The organism is Pseudoduganella violaceinigra DSM 15887, assembly GCF_000425385.1.
Classification (GTDB): Bacteria; Pseudomonadota; Gammaproteobacteria; order Burkholderiales; family Burkholderiaceae_D; genus Rugamonas; species Rugamonas violaceinigra.
Genome location: NZ_KE384360.1, coordinates 99,450 through 115,607 on the forward strand (window position 1 = coordinate 99,450; position 16,158 = coordinate 115,607).

The 16,158-nt window shown below is 64.4% G+C and carries 15 protein-coding genes; 11 read left to right on the forward strand and 4 right to left on the reverse strand.

All coding sequences use genetic code 11. The features are described 5' to 3' along the window. Nucleotides 1–72 precede the first annotated feature (72 nt). Entirely contained in the window at nucleotides 73–1,965 is a 1,893-nt protein-coding gene (locus tag H597_RS0126935) for a M61 family metallopeptidase (RefSeq protein WP_028104849.1), read from the reverse strand. Nucleotides 1,966–2,146: 181 nt separating this feature from the next. Between H597_RS0126935 and H597_RS0126940 the strand changes: the two genes are divergently transcribed. From H597_RS0126940 to coaD, 5 genes are all read left to right on the forward strand, one after another. Next, nucleotides 2,147–2,599, forward strand: coding sequence for an Hsp20 family protein (locus H597_RS0126940; RefSeq protein ID WP_028104850.1), 453 nt, complete (start codon nucleotides 2,147–2,149; stop codon nucleotides 2,597–2,599). Between the two features lie 118 nt (nucleotides 2,600–2,717). Beyond that, nucleotides 2,718–4,199 carry a DegQ family serine endoprotease gene (locus H597_RS0126945; protein WP_035375345.1) on the forward strand — a complete coding sequence of 494 codons (1,482 nt, stop codon included), beginning with the start codon at nucleotides 2,718–2,720 and terminating at the stop codon, nucleotides 4,197–4,199. A 25-nt stretch (nucleotides 4,200–4,224) separates the two neighbouring features. Continuing rightward, nucleotides 4,225–4,884 carry a response regulator gene (locus tag H597_RS0126950; RefSeq protein WP_028104852.1) on the forward strand — a complete coding sequence of 220 codons (660 nt, stop codon included), beginning with the start codon at nucleotides 4,225–4,227 and terminating at the stop codon, nucleotides 4,882–4,884. Next, nucleotides 4,884–6,218 (forward strand): ATP-binding protein, encoded by a 1,335-nt coding sequence (locus H597_RS0126955; RefSeq protein ID WP_028104853.1) that lies wholly within the window; start codon nucleotides 4,884–4,886, stop codon nucleotides 6,216–6,218. The genes H597_RS0126950 and H597_RS0126955 overlap by 1 nt, the downstream gene beginning before the upstream one ends. 29 nt (nucleotides 6,219–6,247) lie before the next feature. Continuing rightward, entirely contained in the window at nucleotides 6,248–7,378 is a 1,131-nt protein-coding gene (gene coaD / locus H597_RS0126960) for a pantetheine-phosphate adenylyltransferase (protein WP_028104854.1), read from the forward strand. On the opposite strand, the gene H597_RS0126965 is transcribed toward coaD, so the two are convergent. After that, nucleotides 7,361–7,543 carry a hypothetical protein gene (locus H597_RS0126965; RefSeq protein WP_028104855.1) on the reverse strand — a complete coding sequence of 61 codons (183 nt, stop codon included), beginning with the start codon at nucleotides 7,541–7,543 and terminating at the stop codon, nucleotides 7,361–7,363. The two genes, coaD and H597_RS0126965, sit on opposite strands and share 18 nt — an antisense overlap. 199 nt (nucleotides 7,544–7,742) lie before the next feature. Further along, a complete protein-coding gene (locus H597_RS0126970) occupies nucleotides 7,743–8,522 on the reverse strand; it encodes a PhzF family phenazine biosynthesis protein (protein ID WP_028104856.1) in 780 nt (259 codons plus the stop codon). 55 nt (nucleotides 8,523–8,577) lie between these two features. On the opposite strand from H597_RS0126970, the gene H597_RS0126975 reads away from it, so the two are divergent. The 6 genes from H597_RS0126975 to H597_RS34455 are packed head-to-tail and all read left to right on the forward strand — an operon-like array spanning nucleotide 8,578 to nucleotide 15,643. Further along, nucleotides 8,578–11,811: an error-prone DNA polymerase gene (locus H597_RS0126975; RefSeq protein WP_028104857.1), complete on the forward strand. Its 3,234-nt coding sequence runs from the start codon at nucleotides 8,578–8,580 to the stop codon at nucleotides 11,809–11,811. A gap of 35 nt (nucleotides 11,812–11,846) precedes the next feature. Beyond that, a complete protein-coding gene (locus H597_RS0126980; protein WP_154668301.1) occupies nucleotides 11,847–12,737 on the forward strand; it encodes a hypothetical protein in 891 nt (296 codons plus the stop codon). A gap of 5 nt (nucleotides 12,738–12,742) precedes the next feature. Next, a complete protein-coding gene (locus H597_RS35225; protein WP_154668302.1) occupies nucleotides 12,743–13,621 on the forward strand; it encodes a hypothetical protein in 879 nt (292 codons plus the stop codon). Between the two features lie 52 nt (nucleotides 13,622–13,673). Further along, nucleotides 13,674–14,279 carry a hypothetical protein gene (locus H597_RS0126995; RefSeq protein WP_028104861.1) on the forward strand — a complete coding sequence of 202 codons (606 nt, stop codon included), beginning with the start codon at nucleotides 13,674–13,676 and terminating at the stop codon, nucleotides 14,277–14,279. 22 nt (nucleotides 14,280–14,301) lie between these two features. Further along, nucleotides 14,302–15,183 carry a hypothetical protein gene (locus tag H597_RS0127000; RefSeq protein WP_028104862.1) on the forward strand — a complete coding sequence of 294 codons (882 nt, stop codon included), beginning with the start codon at nucleotides 14,302–14,304 and terminating at the stop codon, nucleotides 15,181–15,183. Between the two features lie 13 nt (nucleotides 15,184–15,196). Next, complete coding sequence (locus H597_RS34455; RefSeq protein WP_028104863.1) at nucleotides 15,197–15,643, forward strand: GNAT family N-acetyltransferase; 447 nt, start codon at nucleotides 15,197–15,199, stop codon at nucleotides 15,641–15,643. Here the strand turns inward: H597_RS34455 and H597_RS0127010 are convergent. Continuing rightward, entirely contained in the window at nucleotides 15,640–16,074 is a 435-nt protein-coding gene (locus H597_RS0127010) for a PRC-barrel domain-containing protein (protein WP_028104864.1), read from the reverse strand. The two genes, H597_RS34455 and H597_RS0127010, sit on opposite strands and share 4 nt — an antisense overlap. Nucleotides 16,075–16,158 lie beyond the last annotated feature (84 nt).

Below are 16,158 nucleotides of genomic sequence, written 5' to 3' on the forward strand. Positions count from 1 at the left end.
CCGGATGGCCGAGTTCTGCCAGCGCGAGCAGGGGTGGGCGGGCGCACCGCAGTGCGCCCGCAAGAGCGTGGTTTACTGTCGCGGCGCCAGGATCGCTTCCAGGCGGTCCGGCGTGCCGTCGATGCGTTCCAGGCGCGGATACTTCAGGCCTTCGTAATAAGGCAGGGCAACGGTGCTGTATTGCTGGCCGTGCTTTACCAGCAGTTCGATCGGCTTCCGGCTGGTCTTGGCTTCGGTGATCGCCTTGCGCAGCAGTTCGGCCTTGTAGGCGCGGCCGTTCACGGCCAGCAGGGTGGTATTGCCCGACAGGCCGGCCTTGAAGCCGACGCCTTCCCACTGGATGCTTTCGATCTTGCCTTCGCTGCCGACGTTGAAGCCGAGCGAGTAGGTGAAGTCGGCCGATTTGCCGCGCTCTTCGGCGGCTTTCAGGAAATCGGTCTGCTTCTCGGCAAATGCCAGCTTGTAGCCGGCGCGCGTGATGCCGTCCAGCGGCACCGGGCCCAGGTCTTCAATGCGGGTGCGCAGGAACGTGGCCCAGTCATGCGGCTGGACGCTGTTGAGCGCATGGACCACATCGTCGACGGTGTAGTGCAGGGCGGTGTTGCGGCCGTCTTCCACGCCGAAGAATTTGCTGGAGAAGTCGTCCAGCGAGCGCTGATCGCCCGACAGTTCGCGGATCTTGGTGTCCACGTCCAGCCAGATCAGCATGCCTTCGTTGTAGTAGTCTTCGCTGCGCTGGTAGTTCGACCAAGGGATGGCGCGGCGCGCGTTGATGATCGGGTCGTAGGTGGTGTCCTGCACCGAACGCCATTCGCGGCCCTTCATGATGGCGTAGCGCGCGGCGGTGGCGGCGATGGCGTCCTTGATGCTGGCAGCCTTCATCAGGCCCGAGCGCGCCGCGAGCAGCTCGCCGTAGTAGGTGGTCTGGCCTTCATACACCCACAGCAGGTCGTTTTGCAGCGGCTGGTTGAAATTCAGGACGTCCTGGCCTTTCGGGCGGCGGAACTTGCCGTTCCAGGAGTGGGTGAATTCGTGCGGCAGCAGGCCGCGCTCGGATTCGGTCTTGTTCCAGTCGGTGAAGTAGTCGGTCTTCAGCGCGTTCTCGCTGGACTGGTGGTGTTCGCGGCCCACGCGGCCGAATTCATCGCTCAGGGCGAACAGGAAGTCGTAGTGTTTGAAGTGCTGCGAGCCGAATACCTTGTAGGCCTGCTTGACCAGGTTGCGGTGCAGTTCGATGTGTTCCGGCTTGGCTTCCAGCGCTTCGGCGTTGTCGGCCACCACGTTCAGGTAGACCGGCGCCTTGGCGCCCGGATCGAGGTCGAAGCGCTTGAAGTAGCGGCCGGCGAACAGCGGCGAATCGACGAAGGTTTCGACGTCGGTGGTCTTGAAGCTCACCACGTCGCCATGGCGTTCGGCTTCTTCCAGCGCGGAGCCGTATTGCCAGCCGGGCGGCAGGGTCAGCGTGGCCTGGATCGGGATGCGGCGCGTGGCGTAGCCGGCCGGGTACATGGTCATCGACTGCCATTGGATGCCCAGGATGTCGGGCGTGATCGAGGTGCGGCCTTGCGCCGATTCGGTCGGCGCCAGGTGCTGGTATTCCACCTCGATCGCCTTGGCGCCGGACGGCACGTCGATATGGAAGGCGTAGACGTTCACGTTGTCGCGGCGCCAGGCCAGGGTCTTGCCGTTGGCGCTGACCTTGAAGCCGGCAAACTGGTTCAGCGCACCGGTCGGTCCGTGCTGCGCCGTCACCCACTGCGGGAACAGCAGCGTCATCTTGCCCGCTTTGGCGGGGATGGTCTGCTGGATGCGGTAAATGTTCTGGGCCGTGTTGGAGGCGTCGACCTTCATCACGATGGTGCCTGGATAAGGCTGGTCGGCTGGCGCCGGGATGGCCTGGCCGGCGTGGGCGCTGGAGGCGGCGCCCAGCAGCAGGGCGAGGGCGGTTTGGGTGAACAGTTTCATTTATTTCAACAAGGAAAGTGCGACGGGCGAGTGTAGCACGCAGGGGGTGGGGAATTGTTTCAGAACGTAACGCTAAAAATTCCTCTTGAAATCCGTTTGGGCGAACTTATATCGGAGTCAGCGGTTGCCCAGAAGGGGGCCGCAGGACCGTATATCGCTTAACTTTGAAAGGATATTGAAAATGCGTACTTTTGACCTGACCCCACTGTATCGTTCCGCCATCGGTTTTGACCGCCTGGCCCAGATGCTGAATGATGCGCATCGCAACGAGCAGCCAAGCTACCCTCCGTACAATATCGAGCTGGTGTCGGAAGACGAGTACCGTATCGTGATGGCGCTGGCCGGCTTTGACCGCAGCGAAATCGATATCACGACCGAACGCGACTCCCTGATCGTCGTCGGCCGCAAGCAGAAAGACAGCCAGGAAAAGACTTTCCTGCACCGTGGCATCGCCTTCCGCGACTTCGAGCAGCGCTTCCAGTTGGCCAACCACGTGCGGGTGAACGGCGCCTCCTTCGACAACGGCATGCTCACCATCGAGCTGCAGCGCGAAGTGCCGGAGGCCCTGAAACCACGCAAGATCGCGATTGACGGCGTGGTCAATCATGCTGCCCTGGAGCAAAAAGCGGCCTAAACGCGTCTGCTCCTATGAAAAGGCCGGGTTTCCCGGCCTTTTTGCATTAAGACGCGTCTAAGTTTCATGCCGCATATTGGAGCCGTTGAGAAACGCCATTTTCATCAGGAGTCAAATCATGCGCAACACCACTACCATGTTCCTCGCCCTGGCCACCGCCGGCGTCGTCGGTGCCGGTGCAGCCATCGCTGTCCAGCATAGCCAGGCCATCGCCGCCCCAGTCGCCGCCCTTTCCGCCCCGGCCAACGCGGCCCAGGGCGCCCCGGCGCCCGTGCCGGCACCGATGATTTCCTTGCCTGACTTCAGCGTCATCGCCTCGCGCAATGGTCCGGCGGTTGTCAATATCAGCACGGTCGGCAGCACCAAGGAAGCCAATTTCCGCGGCGGCGATGACGATGCCGACAACGACCCCTTCTTCGAATTCTTCCGCCGCTTCCAGGGCCCCGGCCAGCGCGGCCGCGGCGGCGCCGTGCCCACCCATGGCGTGGGCTCCGGCTTCATCGTCAGCGCCGACGGCATCATCCTAACCAATGCCCACGTGGTGCGCGACGCCAATGAAGTGACGGTCAAGCTGACCGACCGCCGGGAATTCCGCGCCAAGGTGCTGGGCTCCGACCCGAAAACCGATGTGGCCGTGCTGAAGATCGAAGCCAGGAACCTGCCGGTGGTGCCGCTGGGCCGCTCCACCGACGTGAAGGTGGGCGAGTGGGTGCTGGCCATCGGTTCGCCGTTCGGCCTGGAAAACACCGTCACCGCCGGCGTGGTGAGCGCCAAGGGCCGTTCCCTGCCGGACGACTCCAACGTGCCCTTCATCCAGACCGACGTGGCGATCAACCCGGGCAACTCGGGCGGTCCGCTGTTCAACACCAAGGGCGAAGTGATCGGCATCAATTCGCAGATCTATAGCCAAAGCGGCGGCTACCAGGGCCTGTCCTTCTCGATCCCGATCGATGTGGCGACCCGCGTGCGCGACCAGATCGTCTCGACCGGCAAGGTGGTGCATGCGCGCCTGGGCGTGATGGTGCAGGAAGTGAACCAGGGCTTTGCCGATTCCTTCGACCTGGAGTCGCCGGAAGGCGCGCTGGTGTCGAATGTGGAGCGCGGCGGCCCGGCGGAAAAACTCGGCCTGAAGGCGGGCGACGTGATCCGCAAGATGAACGGCCAGAAGATTATCGCCTCGGGCGACCTGCCGGCGCTGGTGAGCCTGGCCATGCCCGGTGATAAAGTGGAGCTTGAAGTCTGGCGCCAGGGGAAAAACGTTACGCTGGAAGGCAAGCTGGGCAATGCCGCCGACCGCAATGTGGCGGCGCTGAAGAACGACGAGGCGGCGGCCAAGCTGCGCCTCGGCCTGGCGCTGCGCCAGCTGGACCCGCAGGAACGGCGCGAATCGGGCCTGCCGTCCGGCCTGCTGGTCGAGGATGCCGGCGGCGCCGCCGCCAGCGCCGGCGTGCAGCCGGGCGATGTGCTGTTGTCGGTGAACGGCCGTCCGGTCAATTCCGTGAACGATGTGCGCGACCTCGTGGCAAAATCCAGCAAATCGGTCGCGCTGCTGATCCAGCGCGGCGAGGACCGCATCTTTATCCCGGTGCGCCTCGGTTAATCCATAGAACAAGAAAGGTAAGACAATGCGCCTCCTGCTGGTAGAAGACGACACCATGATCGGCGAGGTAGTGCTCGACCTGCTGCGGGCAGAGCACTACGCCGTCGACTGGGTCAAGGATGGCGCCATGGCCGATACGGCCCTGCAGACCCAGACCTACGACCTGGTGCTGCTGGACCTGGGCCTGCCCAAGAAGGACGGGCTGGAAGTGCTGCGCTCCATGCGCGCCCGCAAGGAACTGACCCCGGTGCTGGTGGCCACCGCGCGCGACGCCGTGGAGCAGCGCATCGCGGGGCTGGACGCGGGCGCCGACGACTATGTGCTCAAGCCCTACGACCTGGACGAGCTGCTGGCCCGCATCCGCGCCTTGCTGCGCCGCGCCGCCGGGCGCGCCGAGCCGGTGTTCGAGCACAAGGGCGTCTCGATCAACCCGCAGACGCGCGAGGTGATCGCCAACGGCCAGCCGGTCAACCTGTCGGCGCGCGAGTGGGCGGTGCTGGAAGCGCTGATCGCGCGCCCCGGCATCGTCTTGTCGCGCGCCCAGCTGGAAGAAAAGCTGTACAGCTGGAAGGATGAAGTCAATTCCAACGCGGTCGAAGTGTACATCCACGGCTTGCGCAAGAAACTGGGGGCGGAACTGATCCAGAACGTGCGCGGCCTCGGCTACATGGTCCCGAAAGCATGATGATGGCGGTGCCGAAGGTCAATGTCACGCACTCGCTGCGCGGGCGCCTGCTATGGTTCCTGCTGGCGGCCATCACCACGGCCGCCGTGGCGCAGGCCATGATCGCCTACAGTTCGGCGCTCAGCGACGCCGACCAGATCTTCGACTACCACATGCAGCAGATGGCCATGTCGCTGCGCAGCAATACGCCGATGGCGGCCAGCCACAACACCGACCCCAACGATCCGGGCAACGACGAGATGGTGGTGCAGGTCTGGACGCCGGACGGCATCCAGGTCTTCCGCTCGCTGTCCCGGGCCGAGCTGCCGCAGCGCGCGGTGCTGGGCTTTTCCAATGTGCGCGCGAACGGCACGACCTACCGCGTGTTTTCGGCGCAGTCCGCCAACCAGACCATCCAGATCGCCCAGGACCTGGCCGTGCGCAAGCGCATGGCCGGCACGCTGGCGCTGCGCACCGTCGGCCCGATCGCGCTGATGGCGCCGGTGCTCATGGTGGTGGTGTGGTGGGTGGTCTCCGGCTCGCTGGCGCCGGTGGCGCGCGTGCAGCGGCAGCTGGCCCTGCGCAAGGCCGACGACCTGTCCGAGGTGTCCGACGCCGACCTGCCGGACGAAGTGCGGCCCCTGGTGCAGGAACTGAACCTGCTGTTCTCGCGCGTGCAGACGGCGTTCGAGGCGCAGCAGAACTTCGTCGCCGACGCGGCGCACGAGCTGCGCACGCCGCTGGCGGCGCTCAAGCTGCAGATCCTCAGCCTGGCGCGCGCCGATTGCAGCGAGGCGCGCGAGGTGGCGATCGGCCGCCTGTCGGCCGGGGTGGAACGCGCCTCGCGCCTGGTGGAGCAGCTGCTGGTGCTGGCGCGCACCGAGGCCGCCGACGCCAAGCTGGAACCGGTCAGCCTGACCGAGCTGGCCAAGCGCAGCGTGGGCGATATGGCCGGCGCGGCGCAGGCGCGCGGCATCGACCTGGGACTGGCGCGGGCCGAGGAGGCCAGCGTGCAGGGCCAGGGCGACGCCCTGCTGATCCTGTTGCGCAACCTGGTCGACAACGCCGTCAAGTACACCCCGGCCGGCGGCATGGTCGACGTTTCGGTGCTGGCGGCGGCCGAGGGCCAGGGCGCGCGGCTGGTGGTGGAGGACAGCGGCCCCGGCATCGCGCCGGAAGAGCGCGAGCGCGTCTTCAACCGCTTTTACCGCGTGCCGGGCAGCGAAGCCCAGGGCAGCGGGCTGGGTCTGGCCATCATCCGCGCCATCGCCGAACGGCACGGCGCCACGTTAACGCTGGACGCTTCCGAGCGCCTGGGCGGCCTGCAGGTGACGGTGGAGTTTGCCTCGCGCTAGAATGTCGTTTTTGACAAGTGGAGCAGGGCATGCAGAAGATCGGTTTCTCGGGCACTTTGGATCCCATCACCAATGGCCACATGTGGGTCATTGGCGAAGCGCGTTCGCTGGCGGACGAAGTGGTCGTATTCCTGTCCGAGAACTCCACCAAGGCGCCCAAATTCACCGCCGAGGAGCGCAAGGGCATCGTGCTGGCCAGCTGCGCCGAGCGGGGCTGGGGCAATGTCAGCGTGCAGATCGTGAAAAGCGAATACACGGCGCGCGTGGCCAAGCGCAACGGCGTCGACTACCTGATCCGCGGCATCCGCAGCACTGCCGATTTCGACTATGAAAACCTGATCCAGCAAACCAATGTGGAAGTGATCGGCGGCGCCAAGACGCTGTTCGTGATGCCGCCGCGCGACCTGGGATCGGTCAGCTCCAGCTTCGTGAAAGCGCTGGAAGGCCCGGTGGGCTGGAACTGGACCATGAAGAAATTCGTGCCGGCCCCGGCCTACGAGGCCTGGATCCTGGCCTGGCTGCGCAAGGAATGGGACAGCCTGTGGCGCGAGCGTCCGCATTCGGCCGACTGGTTCGAGCGCCTGACCGGCGAGCAGGCTTACGGCGGCGCCGATCGCCATTACCACAACCTCGACCATCTGGTGCACGGGCTGGCGGAAATCCGCGCCTGGGCCGCCAATACCGGCGCCTCGGCGGCCGATGTGGCGCTGGTGAAGGCCGCCTTCTGGTTCCACGATGCCGTGTATGCCCATGGCGCCGGCGATGTGACGAACGAGGAAGCCAGCGCCCGCCTGTGGCTGGGCAGCGGGCTGGAGCCGGACGCCGTGCGCGCCGACGAAGTGGCGACCCTGGTCCGCACCACCGACCACTTCCAGGGCGGCGCCATGGTGCATCCCCTGAAGGACACCATGCTGTCGGTGGACCTGGCCATCCTCGGCCAGGAAGCCGAGGTCTACCAGGCCTATGCGCGCGGCATCCGCGCCGAATACGCCCATGTGCCGGAAGAGCGCTACAACAGCCAGCGGGCCCAGGTCCTGGCCCACCTGCGGGGCAAGGCCGAGGCGGGCACGCTGTTCGCGGACCCCTTCTTCACCGATAACTACACGGCCGCGGCCATTGCGAACATGGGCGCGGAACTGGCCCTAATTGCCGGCCGTTAATGGACGCGCCAGGTCGAGCCAGAACAGCTCGACCTCCTCCAGCGCATTGGCCTTGGCGCATTTTTCGGAAACGGCACTGAGGATGAATTCCTCCGCCGACATCTGTTCTATCGGGGCCCATTTGGCGATTGCGGAAATAACGTCGCCGGCTAAGTGGATCGTCATTGCAGCCATAGCACCTCCTCCGAGTGGGTTGTGATTCCACCTTGCATCATTTGCCCGGAGGAGGCTTTGCGGTATATCAAAGCGATTCAGAACTTCAGCAGCAGGCGTGCGAAGTCGCCCACACGTTCTCGTACCTGAAGCGGCGCCGACGTTCATTCCGCACCATGCCCGGTTCAAACGTGTCGTGCTCTGCCCCAACTCAAACGTAGTCCGCCGCCCCGCCGATCTGGATGTGTGCGCCGTCCAATTGCGTGCGCAGCAGGCAGGGTTGACCGAGCTGGGCGCCCTGGTAGAGGTCGAGCGAGCGGCCCAGGTGCAGCGTCAGCGCCCCAGCGGCCACGCCGGTGGCGCTGTCTTCCTTGGCGGGGTCCAGGTGGTTGAAGTTACGGCCCTCGAAGGCGCCGTCGGGGCGGCGGCACCAGGCATAGATGCCATTTACGCCGTGCTCCTGGCCCCATTCAAAGATCGCCGCCAGGTTCGGGCGCAAGGACTGCAGCGTGGCGCTGTCGGCCACTTCGACCAGTAGCTTGGGGCTGCCGACCGAGGCGACCGCGGGCGCCGAGACCAGCGGCAGGCCGGGCGCCGCCAGCAGGCGTTCGGCAAGGTCGGCCGGCGCAGCGGCATCCGGTGCCGGCTGGCGCGCCAGGCTGATGAAGGCCCCGGTGGCGCTGCGGGTCAGCACCAGTTCCTGGCCGCGCATGGCGCTGCGCACTGTGATCGGGCCGGGCGCATCGGCCAGCAGCACGCGGGCGGCGGCCAGGGTGGCATGCAGGCAGAGGGGAGAGCGCGTGTGCGGGTAGAAGTAGTCCAGTGTCCACGATGCGCCGCCGGTGCCCGGGTCGACGAATACGCTGGCGCTTTTATTGGCCGCCTTGGCAAAGGCTTGCCGGTCCTCGGCACGGATGCCGCCAAGTATCACCAGGGCAGGATTGCCCGCGCCGGGGCGGGTGCCAAAACAGTTCAGCTCGTAAATAGTCATCGGCGCAGGATACAACAGTGTGGCGCAGGGCGCCGGCGGTGGTGTAGAATGCTGTATGGGTATACAGTTATTGCGCGCCGGGCTGCCCGCCTATGCGGAGCTGTTTTGCCTGTCAAACTTTTCATTTTTGCATGGCGCCTCCCATTCGGAAGAACTGGTGGAGCGGGCGATCAAGCTCGGCTACAGTGCGCTGGCGATCACGGACGAATGCTCGCTGGCCGGTGTGGTGCGGGCACACGCGGCGGCCAGGGAGCGTGGCCTGCAATTGCTGATCGGGGCCCATTTCCACCTGACCCATGCCGACGGCAGCCCGGCGCTCTCGCTGCTGGCGCTGGCCACCAACCGCAATGGCTACGGCAACCTGTCGGAAATGATCACCCTCGGCCGCATGCGCGCCGACAAGGGCAGCTACCAGCTGCACCCCGACGATTTCGCCCAGCCCCCGCCCGAACGCGAACATTTGCGCGGGCTGCCCGATTGCCTGCTGCTCCTGCTGCCGGAATACCCGGCCGAGGTGGAACGCCTGCACCGGCAGGCGGCATGGATGGCCGCCACTTTTGGCGAGCGCAGCTGGATCGGCTTGACCATGCTGGGCCGCGCCTTCGATGAGGCGCACGACGCCGCGATCGAGGAAGTCGCGCTGCAGCATGGCTTGCCGGTGGTCGCTGCCGGCCACGTGTGCATGCACGTGCGTTCGCGCAAGCCCCTGCACGATACCCTCACGGCGGTGAGGCTGGGCAAACCCGTCCAGGAGTGCGGCTATGCGCTGGGGCAGAACGCCGAGCAGCATCTGCGCTCGCGGCTGCGCCTGGCGAACGTCTACCCGGCGCCGGTGCTGGCGGAGACCATGCGCATCGCCGGCATGTGCCGTTTCTCGCTGGAGGAGCTGCGCTACGAATATCCGCATGAGCTGATCCCGCCGGGCCATACGCCGGCCAGTTTCCTGCGCCAGGAAACCTATAAGGGCGCCGAGGGGCGCTACCCGCACGGCATCCCGCCCGCGGTGCAGGCGCAGATCGAGCAGGAGCTGGAGCTGGTGAAGGCGCTGGAATATGAATACTTCTTCCTGACCGTGTACGACATTGTTCGCTATGCGCGCTCGGTCGGCATCCTGTGCCAGGGGCGCGGATCGGCCGCCAACTCCGCCGTCTGCTATTGCCTGGGCGTGACCTCGGTCGACCCCATCCGCGGCAACAGCGTCGTAGGGCGCTTCATGTCGATCGAGCGCAAGGAGCCGCCGGACATCGACGTCGACTTCGAGCACCAGCGGCGCGAAGAGGTGATCCAGTACATCTACGAAAAGTATGGCCGCCACCGTACGGCCCTGGCGGCCACCGTCATCTGCTACCGCACCAAGAGCGCATTGCGCGACAGCGGCAAGGCGCTCGGCGTGGACCTGGAGATCGTCGAAAAGGTCGCCAAGTCGCACCGCTGGTTCGACCGCAAGCAGGAATTGATGGAGCGCTTCGCCGAGTGCGGGCTCGATCCCGATTCGCCGGTGGCGCACCAGTGGGCCCACCTGGCGCTGCAGATGCTCAGCTTCCCGCGCCATTTGTCGCAGCACGTGGGCGGCTTCGTCATTTCGCAGGACAAGCTTTCGCGCCTGGTGCCGATCGAGAACGCTGCGATGGAGGACCGCAGCGTCATCCAGTGGGACAAGGACGACCTGGAAGAACTGGGCCTGCTGAAAGTGGACGTGCTGGCGCTGGGCATGCTGACTGCCATGCGCCGTACTTTCGACCTGATCTCGCAGCGCTATCAACTACCGTTCGGCATGACCAGTGTGCCGCCGGAAGACGACGCGACGTATGACATGATCTGCCAGGCCGATACCATCGGCGTGTTCCAGATTGAATCGCGCGCGCAAATGAGTATGCTGCCGCGCCTCAAGCCGCGCAGGTTCTACGACCTGGTGATCGAGGTGGCCATCGTACGGCCCGGCCCGATCCAGGGCGGCATGGTGCACCCATATTTGCAGCGGCGCATGGGGAAGGTGCCGGTCACTTATCCGGATGGGCTCGAGAAAGCGCTTGGCCGCACCCTGGGCATTCCGATCTTCCAGGAGCAGGTGATGCAGGTGGTGATTGACGGTGCCGGCTTTACGCCGGGCGAAGCGGACCAGCTGCGGCGTTCGATGGCGGCCTGGAAGCGCAAGGGCGGTTTGGAAAAGTATCAGGAGCGCATTGTCAGCGGCATGATAAAGCGCGGCTTGGGCGAGGAGTTTGCGCTGCAGATCTGCCAGCAGATCCAGGGCTTCGGCGAATACGGCTTCCCCGAGTCGCATGCGGCGAGTTTTGCGCTGTTGACGTACGCGAGTTCCTGGCTCAAGTGCCATGAGCCGGCGGCTTTTCTGTGCGCTTTGTTGAATAGCCTGCCGATGGGCTTCTACAGCGCGTCGCAGCTGGTGCAGGACGCGAAGCAGCATGGCATCGAAGTGCGGGCAGTGGATGTCACGATCAGCGCCTGGGAATCGTCGCTGGAAGAAGTGGAGGAGGCCGCACCGGCGCCCATGCAGCCGCTTGGGCGCGATGTGACGCCGGACGAATTCCTTGCGGCGTTGTCGGCCCAGGGCCAGCGCCGGCAAGCCGCCGTGCGGCTGGGCATGTCGCGGCTGTACGGCATGCGCGGGGACGCGGCTGCGCGCATCATGGCCGCGCGTGCAGTGCGGCCCTTCGCCAGCGTGGCCGACCTGGCGCGGCGCGCCGACCTCAATCGCCACGACCTCCAGGTGCTGGCCGGCGGCAATGCCTTGCATGCGCTGGCAGGCAACCGCAGGCAGGCGCTGTGGGACGCGGCAGGTGCTGTGCCCGACAAGGACTTGCTGCGCCCGACCGAAGTGGAAGAGGAAACCCCGCAGCTGGTTCCGCCGACCGAAGGCGAGGAAATCGTCGGCGACTACCGCGCGCAGGGCTTGACGCTGGGGCGCCATCCGTTGGCGCTGTTGCGGCCGGCGCTCCTGGCCAAGCGTTTCCTGCCGGCCGAGGTGCTCAACACCTTCAGCAACAATCAGCTGGCGCGCGGCGCCGGCATCGTCACCGGCCGCCAGCGCCCCGGCACGGCAAAGGGGGTCTTGTTCGTCACCATTGAAGACGAAACCGGCTACGTCAACGTGATCGTCTGGCCCGACCTGGTGGCGCAATACCGGCGCGAAGTGCTGGGCTCCACGCTGCTTGGGGTGTACGGCGTGTGGCAGCAGGAGGGCATCGTGCGCCACCTGGTGGCGCGCCGCCTGGTCGACCTGTCGCACCTGCTGGGCCGATTGCCGACCGCCAGCCGTGATTTTCAATGAGAATGTGCGCGGGTTCCGGGTGTTACCATGCCGGCATGAATTTAGCTATCAAGAAAATATCGATTTTGCTCCCTGTGGCTGTCCTTGCAACTGCCTGCCAACGCGGCGAAAAAGCTGCCCCGCCATCGGTCATACAAGTTAAAACGCCAGTGGCCGCGCCACAGGAAGTGGCCGGAGCACCCGCTGCGCCGGTGGATCCGGAAGAAATCCGCATGATGGAGCTGATGCACGTCATCTATGGAACTGCCGCCAATACGCCCTTGATTGTCGATCTGCCGGACTACGACAAGCGCAGCGAAAAGAGCAGCTATCGCATCACCCCTCTCAGCATGCACGGCATTGGAACGGACCGCGTGGCCCTGGTGGCGAGCGCGAACTACGCGCACGACGATAATCCCAGTCACGGCCAGCCCGGTTTGTTGAATGCCTATGTGCTGCAAAAACAGGACGGCAAATGGAAAGTGGAGCGTCGCTTTGAAAACGTCGATGCAATGGGGACGTGGGGCAAGCTGGGCACTGTCGCCTGGGTCGAACTGGGGCCGGGACAGCCGGGTTTCGTGATCGAGTGGGGCGGGACCTGGCAAGGCAATACCGTCCAGTATATGTCGGTGTTTGATCTCGGCGACCCGAAGCTGCATGACCTGGCAAAGAAAGTCGGGCTGGTCGGCTCCGATAACGGCGGCGATTGTGACGAGCGGCGACATCGCTGCTGGAGCGTTGAAGGTAAATGGCGCTTTGAGCGCAAGACGCAGCAACCCTACGACGATCTGGTGTTCGATTTCAGCGGATATACCGAGTCCCGGCCCGAAGATTCCGCCGAAACGGTCGCACGCACCCGCACTGAGGTGAGCAACACAGCGCGATACGCATTCCGCAGCGGGGAATACGTCCTTGCCAGCGGCGAACATTCCGTTCCCAATCCGTGAAATATATGAAACCTGGCCAGACCAAACTGACGCCGCTGCTTGGCGCGGCACTACTCCTCGCTGCCTGCTCCAAACAAGAAGCGCCGCATGCCCCCGCCAAACCTGATCCTGCGCCAGTGCCAGCGCTTGCGCAAGCCAAGGCCGCTGGCAGCGGCAGCCTGCCGAGCATGATGGACCTGATGCGCGTCGTCTATGGACGCACGGAGGGCGACCACGTCATCGCCACCTTTCGAAACGAGGAGGCTCCTCTCGTGCGGGAGCGCTTTCGTCTCGAACCAGTCAGCATGCGTGCACTTGGCGCTGACCGTGTGGCCCTGGTCGCAAATGGGGTTCTTGACGAAATCCGGGATCCGAAATACGAAAATGCCGGTCGCTTGAGCGCCTACCTGTTGCAGAAGCAGGATGGGGAATGGACAGTTGAACGCAAGTTCGAGAACGCCTCCAGCTCGGGCACTTTCGGGCAGCTGGGTAACGTCAGCTGGCTGGACCTTGGTGCGGGAAAGCCGGGTTTCGGCATCGAGAGTACTTATACGCCGGATGGTCTCGAAATACGGCAAATTTCGCTGTTCGACCTGGCCGCTCCACGTATGAGAAATATGTCGATCTTTATGCGCTCGCTCGCATCGGACAACGAAAAGATATGTGACGCAGCAAAGCCGGAATGCTGGAGTATCAAAGGGACGTGGCGTTTCGAGCGCCAGCCGCAGCAGGTATACGACGATGTGGTGGTCGATTACGTCGGCTATGTCGAGACCAGGCCAAACAACGCGCCGGAATCGGAGCCCCGCAGCCGCAGCGAGGTCAATTCCACCCTGCGCTATACCTATCGGCATGGCGAATATTATCTGGTCAGCGGCGAGCTGCCGTCGGTGCCGGGGCTTTGATGATCGATACGAATAAGCTTGCGCTGCTTGGCGTGGCGCTGCTCCTCGCGGCATGCGGCAGGAACGAAACACCCCAGCCGGCTGCTGTCAACCCCGCCCCTGCAAAAGCCTCCGCGGCCGTAACGAAGGCGCCGGCCGCTTCAAATGCCGCCAGCTGCTGAATGCCTACGTACTGCGCCGGCAAGGCGAGCAATGGAAAGTCGAGGCGAGCCATGAAAACATTGCCTCCCTGGGCTCCTTCGGGCTATTCGGCGAGGTGACGTGGGTCTCGCTGAGAAGCGGGCGGCCAGGTTTCACCGTGCGGCATGGCGGCACCTGGCAAGGCCAGTCGATCAGCTACCTGTCCGTATTCGGTCTGGCGGATCGCTCCATGCACGACCTGACGAAGGGCGTGCCGGTATTTTCGACCAGCGGCAACTGCGGCAGCGACAGTCCCTCATGCTGGTCGGTTGAGGGCAAGTGGCAGTTCGAGCAGCGCCAAGGCGCATCGTATGATGACCTGGTGCTGCGCTTCTCCGGGTACGCTAAAAGTAGTGCCGAGGAGGCACCGGAAAAGTCGTCGCGCGAGGGGAAGACCTTGCGCGGCATGGCACGCTACAAATTCGACGGCAGCCAGTATGTATTGATTGAGGGCGAAAATATTGTCCCGGAAATTTGAGTTGAACCCTACAAGGATTGCGATGAAGAACACGAAAAAGCTGATGCTGCTTGGTGCGGCGTTGATCCTGTCGGCCTGCGCCAAAAAGGAAGTTCCGCCGGCCGTTGCAGAACCCGTGCCCGCGCAGCCGGTGGCGGCCGAGGCGAAAAAGCGGGTCAGCGCCGAGACGGTGCGCATGATGGAGCTGCTGCGCGCGGTGTACGGCAACGAAGGGGCGCACGAGGATTATCTGGTGGCGCAACTGCCGGACCATGAAGAAGGGCACAATGCGACAGGATCATATCGCCTTGAACCAGTCGCCATGCACGAACTGCCGGATGGCCGGGTAGCCGTTGTTGCCAACGCCCAGCAGCTGGATGAACAAGGCGAAGCCATGGCCTACCATGCCACCTCCGGCTTGTTGAGCGCATACATCCTGCGCAAAGACGGCGGCAAATGGACAGTCGAAGCGCGTCACGAAAATATTGCCGAAGTCGGTTCGAACGGCGTGTTTGGCCAGGTGCAGTGGGTGTCGCTGGGCCAGGGCAAGCCTGGCTTTATGGTGCGGCATGGCGGCACCTGGCAGGGCGCCTCTGTCGAATTCGTTTCCATCTTTGACCTGGCGGATGGCCCCATGCACGACCTGGCCCACAGCCTGTCGCTGTCATCGGACAATGAGGGCGCCTGCGGCGAAGAAACCTCGCACTGCTGGTCGATTGAAGGCAAACTGCAGTTCGAGAAGCGCGAAGGCGCTGCGTTCGACGATGTGGTGCTGCGCTTTACCGGGTTTGAGGAAAACAGGGGCGACGATGCGCCGAAAAATCAGGCGCGCCAGCACGAGGAGCGGAACGGGATGGCGCGCTATAAATTCGACGGCCAAAGCTATGTGCTGATTGAAGGTGAGAATATTGTCCCGGGCGTTTGAGGTCCGGCCAGGCGTGCCTGACGACGCAGCTGCGATCAGTGCCCTGATCCTGTCGCTGCAGCCATTCCTGACCATCGAACCCGATGGCGCTGGCGCGGAAGAGTTCCTGGTGTCGCTGTCGCCGGACATCATCCGCCGCAATCTGCAGGCCGACAACTATCGCTACCAGTTGGCCTTCGACGGCGCTACGCTGGCCGGGGTGGTGGCTGTGCGCGACAACGCGCATTTGTTCAGTCTTTATGTGGGATCGGCCTGGCACGGGCGGGGCGTCGGCAGGCTGCTGTGGGAGGCGGCCCGGGACGCGGCGCTGGCGCGCGGCAACCCGGGCAGCTTCACCGTGAACTCCTCGGCCTTTGCGGAAGGCCTGTACCTCCACCTGGGCTTCACGGCGACCGGCCCGGTGGCGGAAATGCACGGGATACGCTTTATCCCGATGCGGCTCGACCTGCAGTCCGCCTAGCGCGAGCTTTGGTCCAGGTGGCTGGGACCGCTGGTGCTGCTGCTGGTGCCGTAGTAGTTGTGCACTTCAGTGGCCCAGCTCTGGTTGGCCATATCCGGCCAATGGCTCTTGTCGAAGCCGGGCGCCTGGTCGATGCGCTCCTTCTCGATGTTGAGCGTCATGCGGTGATTGGACGTGTCGAGCGTGAGCGCCTCGAACGGCACCGCGAACAGCTTCTCGCCGATGCCCAGCACGCCGCCGGTGGCCATCACCACATAGGCGACATGCCCGGTCTGCATATCGAGCATGATTTCCTTCACCGTGCCCAGGTGTTCATTCTGCAGGTTGTGGACGTGGTCGCCGATCAGGGTGTCCGCGCCCATCAGGCGGGGACCGGGGCCCTGGTGCCCAGTGTCGACATAGTTGCCGTACTCGTCGCGGTCAAGACTCATGGTGGCCTCCTGTTGAAATAATGTCATTGTTGCGGCCTGGCGGGGCCCGGGTCTGTTCGGTGCCGCACGCATTTGCTTCCAAAA

Excerpts from the sequence above, each read along its gene's own strand:
- H597_RS0126945 (WP_035375345.1), top strand. The coding sequence starts at position 2,718 with ATGCGCAACACCACTACCATGTTCCTCGCCCTGGCCACCGCCGGCGTC.
- H597_RS0126955 (WP_028104853.1), top strand. The coding sequence starts at position 4,884 with ATGATGGCGGTGCCGAAGGTCAATGTCACGCACTCGCTGCGCGGGCGC.
- H597_RS0126980 (WP_154668301.1), top strand. The coding sequence starts at position 11,847 with ATGAATTTAGCTATCAAGAAAATATCGATTTTGCTCCCTGTGGCTGTC.
- H597_RS0126965 (WP_028104855.1), bottom strand. The coding sequence starts at position 7,543 with ATGACGATCCACTTAGCCGGCGACGTTATTTCCGCAATCGCCAAATGG.
- H597_RS0127010 (WP_028104864.1), bottom strand. The coding sequence starts at position 16,074 with ATGAGTCTTGACCGCGACGAGTACGGCAACTATGTCGACACTGGGCAC.
- H597_RS0126970 (WP_028104856.1), bottom strand. The coding sequence starts at position 8,522 with ATGACTATTTACGAGCTGAACTGTTTTGGCACCCGCCCCGGCGCGGGC.
- H597_RS0127000 (WP_028104862.1), top strand. The coding sequence starts at position 14,302 with ATGAAGAACACGAAAAAGCTGATGCTGCTTGGTGCGGCGTTGATCCTG.
- H597_RS0126935 (WP_028104849.1), bottom strand. The coding sequence starts at position 1,965 with ATGAAACTGTTCACCCAAACCGCCCTCGCCCTGCTGCTGGGCGCCGCC.
- H597_RS0126975 (WP_028104857.1), top strand. The coding sequence starts at position 8,578 with ATGGGTATACAGTTATTGCGCGCCGGGCTGCCCGCCTATGCGGAGCTG.
- coaD (WP_028104854.1), top strand. The coding sequence starts at position 6,248 with ATGCAGAAGATCGGTTTCTCGGGCACTTTGGATCCCATCACCAATGGC.
- H597_RS0126995 (WP_028104861.1), top strand. The coding sequence starts at position 13,674 with ATGCGGCAGGAACGAAACACCCCAGCCGGCTGCTGTCAACCCCGCCCC.
- H597_RS0126940 (WP_028104850.1), top strand. The coding sequence starts at position 2,147 with ATGCGTACTTTTGACCTGACCCCACTGTATCGTTCCGCCATCGGTTTT.
- H597_RS0126950 (WP_028104852.1), top strand. The coding sequence starts at position 4,225 with ATGCGCCTCCTGCTGGTAGAAGACGACACCATGATCGGCGAGGTAGTG.
- H597_RS35225 (WP_154668302.1), top strand. The coding sequence starts at position 12,743 with ATGAAACCTGGCCAGACCAAACTGACGCCGCTGCTTGGCGCGGCACTA.